Annotated in this window: 19 protein-coding genes; 4 read left to right on the top strand and 15 right to left on the bottom strand. The window is 36.7% G+C overall.

The features are described 5' to 3' along the window. Positions 1-93 precede the first annotated feature (93 nt). The 6 genes from O0931_RS13540 to O0931_RS20155 all read right to left on the bottom strand — a co-directional run bounded on the left by O0931_RS13540 (position 94) and on the right by O0931_RS20155 (position 4,602). Positions 94-657: a DUF3109 family protein gene (locus O0931_RS13540; RefSeq protein ID WP_269416272.1), complete on the bottom strand. Its 564-nt coding sequence runs from the start codon at positions 655-657 to the stop codon at positions 94-96. Positions 658-659: 2 nt separating this feature from the next. Further along, a complete protein-coding gene (locus tag O0931_RS13535) occupies positions 660-1,433 on the bottom strand; it encodes a DUF3108 domain-containing protein (RefSeq protein WP_269416108.1) in 774 nt (257 codons plus the stop codon). 92 nt (positions 1,434-1,525) lie between these two features. Continuing rightward, positions 1,526-2,041 carry a DUF2480 family protein gene (locus tag O0931_RS13530; RefSeq protein WP_269416107.1) on the bottom strand — a complete coding sequence of 172 codons (516 nt, stop codon included), beginning with the start codon at positions 2,039-2,041 and terminating at the stop codon, positions 1,526-1,528. Positions 2,042-2,107: 66 nt separating this feature from the next. Next, entirely contained in the window at positions 2,108-4,192 is a 2,085-nt protein-coding gene (locus tag O0931_RS13525) for a peptidylprolyl isomerase (protein ID WP_269416106.1), read from the bottom strand. A 153-nt stretch (positions 4,193-4,345) separates the two neighbouring features. Next, positions 4,346-4,537: a hypothetical protein gene (locus O0931_RS13520; protein ID WP_269416105.1), complete on the bottom strand. Its 192-nt coding sequence runs from the start codon at positions 4,535-4,537 to the stop codon at positions 4,346-4,348. Beyond that, complete coding sequence (locus O0931_RS20155) at positions 4,525-4,602, bottom strand: helix-turn-helix domain-containing protein (protein WP_428982694.1); 78 nt, start codon at positions 4,600-4,602, stop codon at positions 4,525-4,527. The genes O0931_RS13520 and O0931_RS20155 overlap by 13 nt, the downstream gene beginning before the upstream one ends. A 262-nt stretch (positions 4,603-4,864) precedes the next feature. Here O0931_RS20155 and O0931_RS13515 point away from each other — a divergent pair, with 262 nt between their 5' ends. Beyond that, the gene (locus tag O0931_RS13515; protein WP_269416104.1) at positions 4,865-5,185 is read left to right on the top strand and encodes a hypothetical protein; all 321 of its coding nucleotides are present in this window, start codon (positions 4,865-4,867) and stop codon (positions 5,183-5,185) included. Positions 5,186-5,217: 32 nt separating this feature from the next. On the opposite strand, the gene O0931_RS13510 is transcribed toward O0931_RS13515, so the two are convergent. The 7 genes from O0931_RS13510 to O0931_RS13480 all read right to left on the bottom strand — a co-directional run bounded on the left by O0931_RS13510 (position 5,218) and on the right by O0931_RS13480 (position 13,995). Next, positions 5,218-5,796, bottom strand: coding sequence for an LPS export ABC transporter periplasmic protein LptC (locus O0931_RS13510; RefSeq protein ID WP_269416103.1), 579 nt, complete (start codon positions 5,794-5,796; stop codon positions 5,218-5,220). Beyond that, on the bottom strand, positions 5,797-7,086 hold the full coding sequence (gene bamG / locus O0931_RS13505) for a BamG family beta-barrel-assembly machinery protein (RefSeq protein WP_269416102.1): 1,290 nt from the start codon (positions 7,084-7,086) through the stop codon (positions 5,797-5,799). Between the two features lies 1 nt (position 7,087). After that, on the bottom strand, positions 7,088-7,822 hold the full coding sequence (locus tag O0931_RS13500) for a type III pantothenate kinase (protein WP_269416101.1): 735 nt from the start codon (positions 7,820-7,822) through the stop codon (positions 7,088-7,090). A 125-nt stretch (positions 7,823-7,947) separates the two neighbouring features. Continuing rightward, the gene (locus O0931_RS13495; RefSeq protein WP_269416100.1) at positions 7,948-8,856 is read right to left on the bottom strand and encodes a DUF6427 family protein; all 909 of its coding nucleotides are present in this window, start codon (positions 8,854-8,856) and stop codon (positions 7,948-7,950) included. A 440-nt stretch (positions 8,857-9,296) separates the two neighbouring features. Beyond that, positions 9,297-10,286, bottom strand: a complete 990-nt coding sequence (locus tag O0931_RS13490) for a glycosyltransferase family protein (RefSeq protein ID WP_269416099.1) — start codon at positions 10,284-10,286, stop codon at positions 9,297-9,299. Between the two features lie 24 nt (positions 10,287-10,310). Continuing rightward, positions 10,311-11,165, bottom strand: coding sequence for a UDP-2,3-diacylglucosamine diphosphatase (locus tag O0931_RS13485; protein ID WP_269416098.1), 855 nt, complete (start codon positions 11,163-11,165; stop codon positions 10,311-10,313). A gap of 337 nt (positions 11,166-11,502) precedes the next feature. Beyond that, on the bottom strand, positions 11,503-13,995 hold the full coding sequence (locus O0931_RS13480; RefSeq protein WP_269416097.1) for a YfhO family protein: 2,493 nt from the start codon (positions 13,993-13,995) through the stop codon (positions 11,503-11,505). A 211-nt stretch (positions 13,996-14,206) separates the two neighbouring features. On the opposite strand from O0931_RS13480, the gene O0931_RS13475 reads away from it, so the two are divergent. The 3 genes from O0931_RS13475 to O0931_RS13465 all read left to right on the top strand — a co-directional run bounded on the left by O0931_RS13475 (position 14,207) and on the right by O0931_RS13465 (position 16,573). After that, entirely contained in the window at positions 14,207-14,716 is a 510-nt protein-coding gene (locus O0931_RS13475) for a GbsR/MarR family transcriptional regulator (protein ID WP_269416096.1), read from the top strand. A 112-nt stretch (positions 14,717-14,828) separates the two neighbouring features. Further along, positions 14,829-15,644: a DCC1-like thiol-disulfide oxidoreductase family protein gene (locus tag O0931_RS13470; protein ID WP_269416095.1), complete on the top strand. Its 816-nt coding sequence runs from the start codon at positions 14,829-14,831 to the stop codon at positions 15,642-15,644. A gap of 2 nt (positions 15,645-15,646) precedes the next feature. Continuing rightward, complete coding sequence (locus O0931_RS13465; protein WP_269416094.1) at positions 15,647-16,573, top strand: TIGR01777 family oxidoreductase; 927 nt, start codon at positions 15,647-15,649, stop codon at positions 16,571-16,573. Between the two features lie 275 nt (positions 16,574-16,848). Here O0931_RS13465 and O0931_RS13460 read toward each other — a convergent pair whose 3' ends face one another. Both O0931_RS13460 and O0931_RS13455 read right to left on the bottom strand, forming a co-directional pair. Beyond that, on the bottom strand, positions 16,849-17,097 hold the full coding sequence (locus tag O0931_RS13460) for a DUF4834 family protein (RefSeq protein ID WP_269416093.1): 249 nt from the start codon (positions 17,095-17,097) through the stop codon (positions 16,849-16,851). Positions 17,098-17,183: 86 nt separating this feature from the next. Further along, positions 17,184-17,381, bottom strand: coding sequence for a YwbE family protein (locus tag O0931_RS13455; RefSeq protein ID WP_269416092.1), 198 nt, complete (start codon positions 17,379-17,381; stop codon positions 17,184-17,186). Between the last annotated feature and the right edge of the window lie 7 nt (positions 17,382-17,388).

Here is a 17,388-nt window from a genome sequence, read left to right as displayed (position 1 = left end):
ACTAAACGCACAGCCCATTGCTTCAGTTCGCAATGACGTTCCTGAGAAACCTATAACCAAGAAAGAAATAATTAGATCTATCCTGCTAAAGCATTACATCGCCGCAACAGATTCTTCCAATTCTTTATACCATGCTTCTCCATACTTGCGAATAAGTGGTCCTTTAAGAAAGCTATAAACCGGCACCTTCAATTCCCGTCCGAATGTACAGGCATCGTGGCAAATGTGCCACCTGTCGTAATTTAAAACTTCAAATTCGGGGTATTTAGTAATCCGGATGGGATACAAGTGGCAGGAAATAGGTTTTTGCCAATCGACTAATCCCTGTTCATAAGCTTTTTCAATAGCGCATTTCGTGATGCCGCCCTCAAAAAGTACATAAGCACATTCTTTATTCTTGTCGACACAAGGCGTGGTTAAATCGCCATCCTCATCAACAACATATACACCTTGTTCTTCAATCGCTTTTATCCCCTTATCATTCAAAAGGTGTTTTATCTTCGGATAAATTTCTTCTAAAATTGCCTTTTCATCATTATCCAATGGTGCCCCTGAATCGCCTTCCACACAACAAATACCCTTGCACTTGCTTAAATTGCAAACAAAGTTTTCTTTTAAAATGTCTTCGTGCACCAGCACCTGTTCAACTTCTATCATCATTATTCTTTTGCCAAAGCATATTTTAAGCCATCGGCAGCTGTTAATTCCATTGTTACTGCTCCAACCAGTATCTCTACCTGTGCCTTCACCGGAACCCGGTTGCCATCATCGGTAACCCAAAGGTATAAACGACTATCTTTTTTGAAAATTCTACCGGGTTTTATAGAGGGGCTGAATTTTAAACAACGTATATTTCCTAACTTATTCTTAACCGTTTCCTTTCCGGCATATTCAATTTCCAATGCTGAGATTTCATCGCCAAGGAAATAATTCAGCTTAAACTTATCACCAATTTTAAGCTTGCTGATGTCGAGGCTTCTTGCAAAATAATAAGCAGAAACCAAGTCGAAAGTTTGTGTTGTTGGTGTCGTAAACGTACCTCTGTTTGAAACAACCTTCTTCGCATCTTGCGTAAATCGGGCTTTATCTTGCCTGCGATAACTTGCCTCTCTTATATTTTCCTGATAGAAATAAGGCAACAAATCCGTTTTATCAATGTAAGAATCGTAATGATCTCTTATTTTATAAAAAACATCAAAAGTGCCTGATGTCTGCGCATCAACAGTTAATTTATAGGTCGGCCTGTTATCAAATTTTAAATCAGAATTCTGAACTTTTATAGTTGCCTCGGCAGCTGTGATAAAACCATAGCGCAGCTTATATTTCAATACTTCCCCTTCCTGAAAAACAGCCTCTTTTTTCAGCGGCAATTCCTGCGCAGAAGTGGCAAGTACATAAAAAGTACAGGAGATGATTAAAAATAATCTTTTCATTTGCTCAGCTGGTTTCAATTATGCATGATAGCCGCATTATAAACAATCTATTTGCTTTATCCTGACAAGATATGCAAAAAGCAAACCAAAAATTAATCTTTTCTTTTAAATACGGGAACAGTTGAACAAGGTTCACCGAACATAATACTTTTAACAACGGGCGTAAGCAGGTTGGTAATTTCCACGTAAGCCGAAACCGGAACATCGATATCGCCACATCCTTTTACAACAACGCGTTCGTTTGCATAATCCTGCGGATTAATTTTACTTAATGCTTTCGAAAACATAACCGCTTCCAATGTATCCAGGTTACCGAAAACAACTTCGTTAGCATATGGCTTTAACCGGTTTGCTAAAAGCATATACGCCCAGGTGGGAACAATAGCATCGGCAGAACAAATAATGGCAACATTTTTATCCTGGTATTGAGACCAGTCGTGGGTTTTGATAAACTCCCTGAAATCCTTTTCTCTAAGCATTAAACCATGGAAAAGATTTTCTTTGATATCATAAACAACTCTTTCTCCTGGGTGATAATAATCTTCCAGATTTAAGGTGATTAAACCGCTGTTTGCAACTTTGTTAACGAAATTTTCCTGAATTTCCATAGTATTTAAATAAAAAAACCGTTCCGATGTTAAATCGGAACGGTTACAAAATTACGCAATTTCTAATTAATAGAATTTCACGCGATTGTCTTTTATCTTCGCATTATCTTGTAAAGCCTGGAAAGCAGCGCCCAATGAACGTTGACCTAGGCTTAATAACATCGTTTCTTTTTGTTTAAACATGTTTGCAATCGGAGCGGGATTTGTAAAACCGTCTACAGAAAACACATAAACACCGCGTTCTCCTTCAACCGGTGCAGAAACTTTACCAGGTTGCGCACCAAATACCGAACCCACTAATTTATTTTCCTGCGCAACGCCAGGAATAATTGGATTAGCAAAAACAATATTCTGAACAGGCACTACTGGACGGGCTACTTTAGATGCCACCTGAGCTAAACCGGTTTTACCTGCGTTTTCAAACTTAGTTTTTAACAATTTAGCTTTGGCTGCGTTAAGCACCATTGGCTGAATTTCTTTTTTTACGGCATCTAAAGATAAAGTGCCTTTAGGTTTTACATCCGTTAAATGAGCCACAACGTACGCATCAGCCATTGTATAGATTTCAGGTAAAACATCACCTTTATCAGCAGCATAGGCATCTTGAATTAGTTTACGGGGATTATCTAGACCTGGAGCGAAGCCCTGAGAAGCCGTGATTTTATCTGCCATAGCAACCTTAAGTTTCCCTGCTTCTGCTAATTTACTAAAATTACCATCTTTCGCATCTGCCAGAAATTTGCTTGCTGCTTTGTAAGCCGAAGCCTGTGTTTTGCTACTTGCCGAAAGTGCTTTTTCGACGTAAGCCAATTTAGCTACTTTAGATGAACCGATTTGTTTCTCGATTTTCATAATATGGTAACCGAACTGAGATTTAACAACTTTTAAGTCGCCCGCAGTTCCATCAAATGCAGCGCTCTCAAATTCAGGAACCATCTGGCCGCGAGCAAATGCAGGAAGTGAACCACCTTTATCTTTAGAACCATCTACGCTATAGGTTTTAGCTAATTCAGCAAAGTTTCCGCCTTTGGAAATTAATCCTTTTAATGAATCTGCTAATTTAACGGCTTTATCTTCGCCACCAACTTTAGCGGGGTCGATAAGAATGTGACTTACTTTTACAGAATCTGGCGAGAAACGTGTTGAAACCACTTTAATAACTTTATAAGAATTTCCTGATAATGCCGGACCGTAAAAGCTACCTGCAGGCAATGAAAATACCGCAGAATCTACGGCAGGATCTAGTTTTCCTTTAGTTATATAAGTGAACGGAATTTTTACGTCAGAATTAATGGCAGCGAAAAGCGAATCGTTTTTAGCCACTTTAAAATCAGCTGCAATTTTATCAATCTGTGTTTTAACGGCTAAAGAATCTGCTCTCGTCGGTTTAATGCTAAAAGTAACATATTCGAAAGAACGTGTTTCCTGAGGATTGTTAAAACGTGCTTTGTTTGCATCGTAATATTCTGAATAATCAGCATCTGTTAATTTTATCGAAGCGTCAGGAACTGATGTATAATCGAGACTCACATATTTAAAATTAGCCAGTTTATTGCGATTGGTATACTCGTCAGTTGCTTCTAATGAGGTTACATAAACCGAATTACGGATTAAGTTGGAATATTTTTGCTGCAAAGTTTGATTCTTAACTTCCGTTTGCAACAAAGCCGATTGATTTTGTGCCTGTGGATCCTTAGATTTTAAGAAACTATTTAATTGCATACGGTCTAACTGACCGGTTTGAGGATTTGTGAAATATTGTTTTATTAAAGGACTTGGGTTTTGGCCTACCAATAAATCAACCAACTCATCTTCAGAAACGGTTAAACCTAAGCGTTCATATTCTTTGTTTAACAATACACCTGCCAACTCCGCGTTCCATGCCTGATCTACAGCCATTGCGGTCATCTGTGCGTTTGCACTGCCGCCGTATTGCTGTTTAAATTGATTTAAATTCTGCTCTACCTTTGGTCCGAAATCATCTATACTGATATCGTTTCCATCAACCGAACCCACTGTTTTCTGGTTTGCGGCCCAAAAAGGCTTACCCACGTTAATTGCATCGCCTACTAAAAATGCAACAATTGCAAAACCGATAGCAAAGACTAGTATATAGCCTGCACGGTTACGCAAAAATGTCATTAATCCCATATTGTACTTATATTATTTAGTTTTTTTAAGAGGGCGCAAGATACAAATTTGCCTCAAAAAAGAAAATACAAAATTTTATTTATCAAGTATCTAAAAATCAACAAAATAAACATGGACATATTTCTAGAAATCAAATGAAAAAGTAAATGTGTTTTACTTAACAAATGAACTTTTAAGCTCATCAACAATAAATGACATTGATAATAATTGACGCTCCAATTCTTTAATACGAAGGTCTTTTTCCATTATTGTATTTTCTAATACCTCTAAATCCGATGGTCTAACATAATTATTCTTAAAAAATGAATCCAAAGGAATATCTAAAATATTAGCTATTTTTTGCAATTTATCATTGAAATTTTAGTAAAACCGCTTTCTATTTTATAATAAGTACTCTGCGTGATATTCATGCTACTTGCCATAAACTCCTGAGTTAAACACCTTTCTACTCTATATTTTCTAATATTTTCATTTACACGTATTTCTTTCAATTCAGCTCGTGTCAAAATAATCTTATTCCCTTGTAAACTCATGCTCCTTTTATTTTATATTGCAATTTAAGTTAACGAATAATTTTATTCAAATATTGAATAGAATTATTCAAAGAAAAATGCTTTGTAATTTAATATATTACGATATTTCATTTTAATATTCACATCTTAAAAGATTAACATGAAAAAGTTAAATTTAAATTCTGCTGGTTTTTCCAAAGGGGAAATTTTAACCAGGGCTCAATTAAAACAAATTTTAGGTGGTAACGTAGCTTCACCAGGCGGCACATGTCAGGTATTATTACCAAACACTTCAAGTGGAGGTTCTAACTTTGGAGGTATGGATTGGGGAGGATCTAGCGGGCATCCTTATGGTTCTGCAAGTCATAGCGCTAACGGAACCGTTATTGCTGGCATATCGTATGCTGATGCTCAACAAGCAGTTTCAAATGGAGGCCACTGGTGTTGCGACAGTTGTGGAAGCGCCTCTTGGGCAATCTAAAGTGAGTTTATTCTTGAATTTAACCAAAGCTATTAAGGTGCTATCGGGCTTTGGTTAAATTCTCCATTAGCTGTGTTAAGCGTATACGTACTAAAATCCTGTGGTGCTTGAAAATCAATTCCACTTCCTTTATTTTCTCCATTTACATCCCTTATATAAACTCTTTGCGTAGAATAAAATAATTTTTTTGCTTCATCCCATATCAATTCTTCTGATGAAAAGGTATCGCCTTTCGCATTTTTAACGATTACATTTCTCCGGAAGAAAGTTTTTTGTTCCTGCTCTTTTCTGATGGCATAATCGCAGATTAGAGTTCCATCTACTACACCCGGTTGATTGACATCAAAGAAATCAATCTTTACACCTTTAATCATTTCCTGGTAAGTGCTGCCACTTTGGGTGGTTACCTTATCCATTATCGGCGCATTTCCTTTAGCCTTTACCCTTGCTGAATCGCTGTAAATGATTTCCACACCAATGGTTCTGTCTCTGTTCAGGATTACTTTTTGATTGCCGACAGGATTGGCTTTTTTCAGATCATCATCTCCACACGACACCAGCAAAGCCGGTAACATAAGCATCAGGCCATATAAAAACGCCTTCTGCATCATTTAATCTACTTTGTACTTACGGAACCATTTATCATTTAAGGTAAACCCTAAGTGGAAGTTTATATATTGCTCTTTAACCAGGTTATTTGTTAAGGTACCCCGCTGACCAACTTCTGTTGTAAAGTTGATTTTATAGAAACTTAAGCCATTAGCAGAAGGCAAAGGGAAACCAAATCCTACCGATGCGCCCATTTGTTTAATATCCTGGTTGCCAATTTGAATATATGTTTTATCATAGCTTACACCCAAACGATAATCTACGCGCTTGAAATAGCTGTTATATGAGGTAATATCGGGTGTAAACTGGGTACCCAATGATGCGCCCCAACTGTTCTGCAAACCCTGATTAACATTATTCACACTAACATTAGACCATTTGCTCATTCTGAAATCGGCACCAATTAACCATTTATCAGTTTCCTGTATAGAAATACCAAAGTTATGTGTTAATGGCAAGGTTAAATTTGATTTTGCATTCGTAACCGCACTTAAAGTATCAAGGGCAGTATTCTCATTGCCGCTGGCATCGCGTGTATATTGCGTTGCATAAAATGATTGTTTTGAATTTACTTTACCTGAACTGCTTCCCGAATAACCTAAAGTCATTGATAATTTCCGAGAAACATTAAAATTGTACTGCGCGCCGTATGAATAATTTAAACCGCCTACACTGTTTTTATTTTGAAGCTTGGCATTTACTGCTCCGGCCACTGCATACTCCGTTGCACGAGTGGTTAATAAATTACCAAAAATATATTCAACATTACCACCAATGCTGAAGTGATCGCCAAATTTATAACCATAACCTAAATAGGCTTTAGATAGACCGCCTTCTCCTTCATACAGCTGATCAACCGAAAGGGTATCAACTTTAACAGAATTTTTATAGCTGTAGCCTAAATCAGAGTAAGGTAAAATACCAAAACTTAATGCAGATTTTCTATTTACAGGCACGGCAAACGCGATGTGGCTGAAAGTAGAATTAAAACTTGTTTCACTTAAGTTATTTCTGGAAAGATTAGTTAAGCTGGCACTCATGCCTATATCAATCGTTGTTAAATTTATACTTGAATAAGATGCAGGATTTTGCATGTTGATGTAATTAAAACCATTAATTGCACTAACAGCTGTCGAGATACCGCCCATTGCCCTCAATTGCGGCAGTAACGAACCTTTAACATTTCCAAGTCCATATCTCGAGTATGGTGATGAAGTGGTAACCTGTGCCTGAACACTCAAACCACAAACTAGAACGAGTATGGCTGTAATATAATTTATTCTTTTGTACATTTTAATCTGCAATAGCTTCATTTAATCCTTTTAAAACCAAATAGGGATCTTTTATTATCTGTGGCGCAAAGATGCTGTTTTGTAATTGGTTAAACAAAAAATCACCATCACCACCGGTTAAAATAACCTTTAAGGCACTTTCTTTTATATTATTCAGGGCTATAAACCCTTCAATCTCATTAATTATTCCCTGCAAAACCCCGTTTTGTATCGCCGTTTGGGTATCTCTTCCTTCGGGAACCGGCATTTTTGCATCCCAATTTACCAAAGGTAGCCTGCCGGTAAATTCATGCACTGCTTTAAAACGCATACTAATTCCGGGACTTATACTCCCGCCAAAATATTCTTTTTCCGAGCTTAGTAAATCATAGGTAATGCAGGTTCCTCCATCAATAACCAAACTAGAATTACCAGGGAATATTGCATTTGCCCCCAAAATGGCTGCCCATCTGTCTAATCCTAATGTTGAAGGCGTTTTATATTTATTGCAAACTCCATTTGTAAGCAAGGCAGAAAAACGAATGTATTGTGTTTTATGCCTTAAAAAGGATTCCAGTTCTTCTACTTCTTCATCAACAGTGCTGATAATTGATTTTCCGATTTTAAATCCATCAACCAAGGGAATCAAATCATCGGAACTTATTTTATTTAAACGTTGATAATGTATAATTTCCTTATTTGCAAAAACTGCAACTTTGGTAGAAGTATTACCTATATCAATACTTAAATTATGCATTTATCTAATAAGAATCAGTTATATTATCTTCGCAACCCTTTGTTGAAAAGTTTAAAAACTATTTAATCGTGCCACAAAGCTATTAATCTTTAATAAGTTTTGAGGAATCATTTTGTTAAAAAAGGTTAAACAAAGAGAAAGTACTGTACAGAAAGTACAAAAAGAAGAAATAGTGTTTCGTAAAACCACCTCTTTTTGGCATTGCTGAAATAGTAGGCTAAAAGCACTGCACCAGGTGGCACGCAGAGCAAAAAATGCCAGGTTCTGAAATCGGGTTTTAGGTAAAAGCTCGCCGCTGAAACCAAAAACATAAAAAATAACATCTGGAATCCTTTCCTGGTGCTTATAAAACTCCTGAAAAAATTTTCCCTTAATTGTAAAGATGCCAGAATAATAATAACCGCGACAGGTATAAGTACGAGGTAATCGTTATAATTTATTTTAAAGACAGAGGGGAATTTATTGCCCAGGGGTTTCCAAATCTGATAGAACGAGGTAAGATTATCTTTCCAGAAATAAAATACCGCAAGAAAGAAAAACACGGTTAAAAACCCGACCAGCCCGGCCACCCATTCCCGCCAGTTGAACGAACGGAAAAGAAGTAATGATAAAAAAATCATGATTAACATTACCATAAAAGGAAAGTAAATCAACGTTCCGATGGCGATAATCATTCCGATATCAAATACTGTGGTTATGGAATTTAAACTTTTATTCAGCTTTAAAAACTTATCAATCAGCCAGATTAAAAGAAAATTGCAAACCAGTGCCGGACTTAATACCATAAATGGCAGAAACAAACTGGCACCGGTGATATACATTAAAGCCGGCAAAAAACTGGGCTTAGCTAAAAGATTATGATTATTGATTATCCGGTTAAAAATTAACGCCTGGATAAATACTAAAACCGTCGCAAAAAAAACATTAGTAGAAGGGGAAAAAGCGTTCTCTAAATTGATGTTGATGAGTAATCTTGCAAATGGCTCCAGGAAATCAAAATTTAGCTGAGCAGGCATATTATAAAATATAGCCATACGCATAAAAAATGTGTATGCAAACAGCAAAATAAGGTTAATTGGATTTAACTTTCTGAACTGATTAATCATGCCTGTAGTAGAATTGGCAAAGTAAAGATAAAAAGCTGAAAGCTGAAAGCCTAAAGCTTAAACTCTTGCATACTTATTCAACAAGTCTTTGGTCTGTGCCATCACCAAAATTGTTCGGAAGCGTTTGAATATCGTTTAACGCCTCAATCAAAATCAATTTATTAAGTTTAAATTTTTAAAACCATTTAGAAGTCAAGGTTATTGAATGCAAATTGCTTAATTTTCTTAATGGTTTTTATTCTTCCGGACACCTATGTCTTCTTCGCAGACCATAAATAGTTTTTAGCCCCACAGAATTAATTTTAGATAATGTATTTGATTTCAATCTGTAAAGGCAAAACTGAGGCTGTTGACCGGAAGATTTGCACTTAAATCCTTGCGTACTTCTTCACCATATCATCAATAATCTTCGCGGTTTCATCCGGAAAATTAAACTGGTGATTTTGAGGTTGCTCTACCCATTTTTTAACTATCGGCAACCAGTTCCTGGTACTTCCCCAGATAACAGGTAAACCAAACTGTTTCAAAGCATAAGCATTACATTGTTGTTCGAACTGGAAACGCATGGGCGCAACCAACAGTTTTTTACCCAGGTATAATGCTTCAGCGGGTCCTTCAAAGCCACCACCGGTAAAAAGGCCTTCGCAGGTTGCGAGGCTTTTGTTAAATTTTTCATTATTAACAGGCTCAACAAAAACATTCTGTTCCTGGTAGCTTTCTTTATTGTGCTTAGAAAAAACCTGCCATTTTACACCAGGAATCTGAACAAGTAATTTCACCAATCGTTTATCATCTATTGCGGGTAAATAAACAGTATAGTGGCCGAGATTTTTACTTTCAAGCTGCCTGATTTCGGAACGGATAACAGGCGTGTAAATAAAATCATCATATCTGTCGAAATGAAAACCGATATGGTATTTAGTTGGTGCATAATGGCTGAGTATAACTTTGCCCCAGTCGATGGTACGCGGCCTCGGAACTTTTTTTGATTTAAAAGCGGCCTGGTGACTTAAAGAAACACATTCAATCCCCTGCAGTTTACAAGCCCAGGCACTTACAGGCTCAAAATCGTTCACAATAAGGTTGTAATCTTTAAGCTGAAGTTGTTTCATATCTTTCCTGAAACGAAAAAGATTCATGCTTAACCAGGTTTTGAAATGATCTACTCCTCCCTTTTTTCCGAAAATAAAGCTAAAACCATGTAACTGGTATTTCACCGGCTGACTTAGTTTAACATCAGCCTGCGTACCGCTAACCAAAATATCGAGTTCGCCATATTTCTGAAGCAATGGAATAATTTCTCTTGCCCTGCTGATGTGTCCGTTTCCTGTGCCTTGTATTGCGTAAAGTATTTTCATGTGCTAAAGACCGAATATCTTAATTTATCGGGCAATTTCATATTTAATATTTTGTAAAAGAATATTTATATCCAGTTTGCTCTTTAAATCTTCGGCATCAGACAGGATTCCGTCGTCCATTTCATCTTTAATAAAATCTTTATTATCATATTTAAAAACAGACCAGCTTTTCTCTTTATACTCCAAAGCCGTTAAACTTTCTACCCAATCGCCACTATTCAGGTAAGTTACTTTTCCATTTTCGACGGCTATTTCTCGTTTTTCGGGTTGATGAATATGGCCGCAAACTACATAATCATAACCTTTTTCTATTGCCAGTTCAGCAGCAACCTGCTCAAAACTATTAATGAATTTAACCGCATCCTTAAATTTTGCCTTTATCTTTTTAGAGAAACTCATTTTCTCCCTTCCGAAGGCCTTTAATATCCAGTTTACAAAACTGTTTATCAATATCAGGGTATCGTAACCAACCGCACCCATTTTTGCGAGCCATTTAGAATGCTGCATGGTCACATCAAAAACATCACCATGAAAAAACCAGGCTTTTTTCCCATCAAGCTCAAGAATCAACTTGTTGGCCAGGTGAAAAGAACCCATTTCCATTCCATCGAATTTTCTCAGCATTTCATCATGGTTTCCTGTTAGATAATGAACTTCAACGCCTTCTGAAACAAATTTCATAAGCTTACGTATAACTTTCATGTGCGATTCAGGCCAGTAGCTTTTACTAAACTGCCAGATATCAATAATATCGCCATTAAGGATAAGCGTTTTGGGTTTAATGCTTTTCAGGTATTTTAAAAGTTCTTTTGCATGGCAACCATAGGTGCCCAGATGTACATCGGATATTACGACTACATCGACATTTCTTTTATCCATAAACAAAAATTTTAGGGGCTAGGAATTGTATCACCGCTTGGAAAAAGCAGTTTAAGATTAAGGAAGCTATTTTACCACTCTTCTTCCTCATCGAGTTTTACCTCAAAAGGACTAAAGAAATAAAGTACAACGATTAAAAGACAAATCGCAAAGAATGATTCCAACATATCATCTGATTTATAAACAAAGGTAAGACTCTGTATATCAAACAAATGTTACGGTATTGTTAAATTTAATCATTTGATTAATAATTATATTCAAATGACAAGCAAAAAAATACCCTTAAGCGATTTGCATAAGGGTATTTTTTAAATTATTCGGTTGAAAGAGTACTTTATTAAGCTTTAACCACTTTCTTTTTCTTGTTTTCAGAATAAAAGCCGAAGCCTAAACCAAGTACCAATAAGACAGAACCGGCTAACGAAATTTTCTCGCCGGTATAATAAGAATTCGGATAGAAAATAAATTCTAATTTATGATTACCGGCTTCTAACTGAGCCGCACGTAAAACATAATCAGCTCTGAAATAAGGTTTTTCTACCCCGTCGATGTACATCTTCCAGCCTTTATTGTAGTAAATCTCTGAGAAAACTGCAATTACATCTTTCGCTGTAGAATATTCATAAGTCAGGTGGTCTGGATTGTAATTAGTTAATTTAATGAAACCTTCCTGGCCGGTGCCTAAAAGTTTACTGTTCATCATACCTTTGTAGCTTTGATCGACAATAGCCTCTTTTTTTGCATCGAAACTGCTGATGGCCTTCATTTCCTCATCAGCATTTTTAACATATTGAACGCTTTCTACAAACCATGCATTACCACAAGCCGTTGGATTACGCTGCATTTTATACGAACCTGTTTTCTGATCCTGAGTAATGATGTATTTCGTATTTAACATATCTAAAACATCCTGATTGATGCTTTTCGTCATCTGGTTATCTACAAGTTCCTGGAAACGTTTTAACCTCGCCGAGTGGAAACCACCAACAGTTTTATGGAAATAAGAAGTTTCAGCACTTTTAAACGGATCGCCCAATGACATATCAAAAACCCTGAAGTTTGGATCTTTATCGGCTGAGATAAAATTATCTACATCTCTTGGCTGATAGTGGTTATCTAAATCAGATTTGCTTACAAAATTCTGGTTGTTTAAATATCTACGGTCTACCTGCCACAAATCGATCAGCACAAACAAAGCCAATAACCCAAAGGCCAGTTGCATGTTCATTTTTTTGGTGATGAAAGCCCAGGTAATACCAAAACCAATGGCAATGAACAATAAGGTGCGTAAAGCATCAGCACGCGCTAAAGCAACGCGGTCGGCAATAATGCCATTTAAAATTTCCATTGCAGCACCGCGGTTATTCTGTAGAGTTTGTGTTAAAGCATCCAAAACCTGCGCCTGGTTGGCCTGGGTAAAGCTGAAGAATGCAGTAGGTATTATAACAATAATCAACGCAATACCTCCCGTAATTCCAGCCGACCAAGTGAGGCGTTGTACCAAATATTTTTGCTCGTATCTCCCTTCTTGAGCTTCTTTAATTGCCAAGATTGCTAATAAGGGGGCTAAGAAACCCACAACAGCCAGAATAGATTCTACGGCTCGGAACTTATTATACATTGGCAGATAATTGAAGAAGATATCTGAGATTAACGGGAAATTCTGTCCAAAGGAAAGGAATAACAACAAAATGCTAGTTCCAAAAATCCACCATTTCCAACGGTGCTTTACAATAAATAAACCAAACACAAAAAGTAGGCAAATTACAGCCCCAAAATAATATGGACCAGAGGTGCCCGGTTTGTTACCCCAATATTGGTTTGTCCCTAAGTTTTGAGCCACATAACCAATCGCTTGCCGAGGATCTACCCCTTGAAGGTTTTTTTCAACCGCTTTGTAAGTATTGCTCTCAGGCTTAATCATTTCATCAATACTACTTGCTCCACCATATATATTCGGAATAAGGAATGAGAAACTTTCTCCAACACCCTGACTCCATTGGTAAGCATATTCTCTATCTAAGCCATTTGCTGGCTCTGCTTTATCGGTAGTTAAGTTGGATTTTCCACGAATTGTTTCTTTACCATATTCATAAGTCGTCCATAATGTACCTGCATTAACTAAAATTGATAGAAAAAGTCCTGCAAAAATATAAGCAATAGATTTGCCAAATACAGCTAGATGCTTTGTTTTAACAGCATGATAAAATTCTATACATGCCAAAATGAACAAAGCGATAAAAAGGTAATAAGTCATTTGGATATGATTGGAACGTATCTCCAATGCCATAAACAAGGCCAATAGACTAGCGCCAACTAAATACCTCCCTCGAAGTACTAAAATTATAGATGCTAATATAGGTGCAAAAAATCCGATAGCCAAAGCCTTATTACTATGGCCTGCTGCAATAATAATGAAGTTATAGGAAGTAAAAGCAAAAGCAATTGCGCCCGCCGCAGCAAGCCAGGGATTTACTTTTAAAACACAGAATAATAGGTATGCACCTAATAGGTACACTAAAACAGTTCCAACCGGATCAGGAAAAACACCTTTAATTACGTCAATTCCATAGGTCGTTATATTTAAAGGATATTGTACCCAAATTTGATAGGCAGGCATACCTCCAAACATTTGATTAGTCCAAAGCGGGCCTTTGCCAGTGGATTCTTTCACATCCATAATTTCTTTCTGCATAGCCTTAGCCTGCAAAACATCACCTTGCTGTGGCGCTTTTCCCTGCAAAACAGGACTGAAGTAGGCAAAACAAATGACTACGAAAATTGCAATAATGGCTATATGAGTGCCATTGTTTTTAAACCAGTTATTCATTAAGGTTTGTTTAAGTTTAAACGAACGTCAAAAATAAAAATTTGAACGGTATATTAAAGGAATAAATTGAATGCCTTTACATTAAAAAATAATAATACAAAAAAACAGTGTCTGCTTATGCAGTTTACGATTTGTTTTTTAAAAAAATCATTTCAAAAAAAATAAAGTTTCAATAATTTTTGAAAGTTTAGAAAAATAATTATATTTGTTCATGGAATTGGCAGAAGGAAAATTAAAATTTATTGAAGCCTGGGGAAAATTAGGTTCTGAGTGGGGCATAAACCGGACCATGGCACAGGTTCATGCGCTGTTGTTAATTTCTGCAGAAGCCCTTACCACTGAAGAAATTATGGAGCAGCTGAGCATTTCAAGAGGTAATGCAAACATGACGCTTCGCGATTTAATTGGATGGGGATTAATTGAAAAGCAACATAAAGCCGGCGAGCGTAAAGAATACTTTTTTGCAGATAAGGATGTTTGGAATATTGCCCGTCAGGTTGCTAAAGAACGTAAAAAACGTGAGTTAGAGCCTGTTTTAAAAATTCTTGGCGAACTATCTTACGTTACCGGCGATGAAAAGGATATTGAATTTAAGACCTTTCAGAAGTCGGTTGCAGATATTAATAAGCTTGCAAAAAACGCAGATAAAACCATAGAAACGATGTTAAAAGCCGAAGAAAGCTGGTTTTGGGGTTCGATATTGAAGGTGTTTAAGGCTTAGTAGCAAGCCCGCCATTTAACGGCGTGGCTGATGTAAATTTAAGGCCGCGTTTGGCTTTATTTTTTAACCCAAACTTTCAATTTTTACTGAAAATTCTAAAAAATTAAATAGTATGAAAACGCTAGCCAATCATGTAATACTTTTCGATGAAGATTGTCCGATGTGTCACGCTTACACAAAAGCATTTACAAAATTTAATATGTTGCCTGAAAATGGCCGGTCAGCTTATCAAAGTATACCAGAACATATTTGCCCGCTTATTGATAAGAAACGAGCCGCTAATGAAATTGCCTTAGTTAATACTGAAAATGGTGAAGTAATTTATGGCATAAATAGCCTGTTTAAAATCATTGGAAATGCAATGCCTTTTTTTAAACCCTTATTCACATTTGCACCGTTTATATGGCTGATGAAGAAAGTTTATGCTTTTATCTCCTACAACAGAAAGGTAATCATTCCTGTCGCAGTAAAGGGAAGCACCATTCAACCTGATTTTAAAATCAAATACCGGATTGCGTACTTATTACTTACTTGGTTGTTAACGGCATACATTTTAACAGGCTATGCACATCTGTTAATTGATTTTGTTCCGTTGGGAAATCCTTACAGGGAATATTTAATCTGTGGCGGGCAAATATTTTTTCAAGGCATCATAATTAGTTTTTATAAAAGAGAGAAACGCTGGGAATATTTAGGCAACATGATGACCATCTCTTTTGCAGGCGCTCTATTATTGATTGTTCCATTAGTTTTAATTAAATGGCTGCCAGTTCCGGCTATATTTTACATTTTATACTTTTTAATGGTCGCGGGATTAATGCTTTTGGAGCATCTGCGCCGGAGTAAAATTTTAAATTTAGGCTTGGTAATGAGTATTGCCTGGGTGCTATACCGCTTAATTGTTTTAGGTTTAATCTTTAGTTTATAGTTATGAAATACAAGAAAATAATACTCGCCGGTGGCAACGGCTACCTTGGAAGTGTTTTAGCAAAACATTTTAGCAGCATAGCTGATGAAATTATTATCCTGGCCAGAAAAGCCAGGGCTGATGAAGGAAACATAAAATCGCTGGTTTGGGATGGAAAGACCGAAGACAGATGGGTTGAAAACATCGGCGATGCAGATTTGTGGGTTAACCTTTGCGGCAAGAACGTAAACTGTCGTTACACAAAAAAGAACAAAGAGGAAATTATTAATTCCAGGGTTTTGCCGACTAAACTTTTAAACAACATTTTAGAACGGCTGGATAATCCGCCAAAGCTTTTTATTAATATTACCTCTGCAACTATTTATCGCCATGCCGAAGACAAACCTCAGGATGAATTAACCGGCGCTGTGGGATATGGTTTTTCTATTGATGTTTGTCAGATCTGGGAGAAAACATTTTTTGAGACAACTAATCCAAAAACAAGAAAAATTGCATTGAGGATGGGAATCGTTATGGGTAGAAACGACGGCGCATTTCCAAGGCTTTTGAATCTGGTTAAAGTTGGAATGGGCGGCAAGCAAGGCGATGGAGAACAATATGTGAGCTGGATACATGAGCAGGATGCGGCGCAAAGTATAGAATGGTTAACCGATCATACAGAAATTGAAGGTGCTGTAAATTGTACCGCACCAAATGCTGTTAAAAATACTGAAATGATGAAAATTTTAAGAACAGCTTACGGAATGCCCTTTGGTTTACCGGCTCCGGCCTGGTTGTTAGAAATCGGTGCAAAAATTATTGGTACCGAAACAGAGCTTATTTTAAAAAGCAGGTGGGTAAAACCGGCAATATTATTGGATTCAGGATTTAAGTTTCAATATGGTCAAATGGAGGAAGCATTTCATGATATTCTGAGTTTAAGGGTTTAGATTAATTTTATCCAACATCCTCATCCGATAGCTATCGAAAGCAGGATACGGAGAAGTCCTAATGTGGTCGCTATTTAAACCCATAGTAGTAAGATTGCTTCGTCGTTCCTCCTCGCAATGACGACTTGTGGAATAAGTTAAGTTTGCAAAAACTTGTATGCTATTATGGCCTGAGTATTAAGATTCCCGCATACGCGAGAATGACGACTTTTGAAATTCTCCTCACAACAACGCCCTTTAACAAAAAAGTCCTGAATTAAATTCAGGACCTTAAATTATTTAACTTCTTCGTAATCTACAAAATCACCGAGTTTATCCGTTTTGCCCTGATCAGGTTTTGGCGGCATGTAATCGATGGAAATAGAACCTTCAGGTTTTCTCTTAGGTTGTTGAGGTTGTCCGCTTGCTTGCTGCTGCATTTTGCTTGCAAGATTATTGAAAAGCATTGGCAGCAAAAGACGAATCAATATTCTGATTACCCAAAGTACCAAAATGGCTATAAAAATGAATTTAATTAATGGCATTCTTTTACTATTTGTTACAAATATAGACGTAGTGAAATTTATTTTGTTACTTTTTAACGGATTAATTGCAATTTGATTACAAATTATTAATCTTCAACGATTTCACAAACCCTTCCGATTTGTCCGTCATCCAGCCTTACCTTTATTCCTCTGGATAGAAATGAAGACGAAGTTAATAAGTCTTTAACAATTCCGTAAGTAACATTTCCACTTCGCTGATCTTTTTTTAGGATTATCCCAACTTCTAACCCCGGATAAATATCTTTCCTGTTTTGTCCGTCCATATTTATT

It is taken from the genome of Pedobacter rhodius (assembly GCF_027213645.1).
Taxonomy (GTDB): Bacteria; Bacteroidota; Bacteroidia; order Sphingobacteriales; family Sphingobacteriaceae; genus Pedobacter; species Pedobacter rhodius.
The sequence above is the reverse complement of the archived record's forward strand: the minus strand, read 5'-3'. Positions and strand labels throughout refer to the sequence as shown.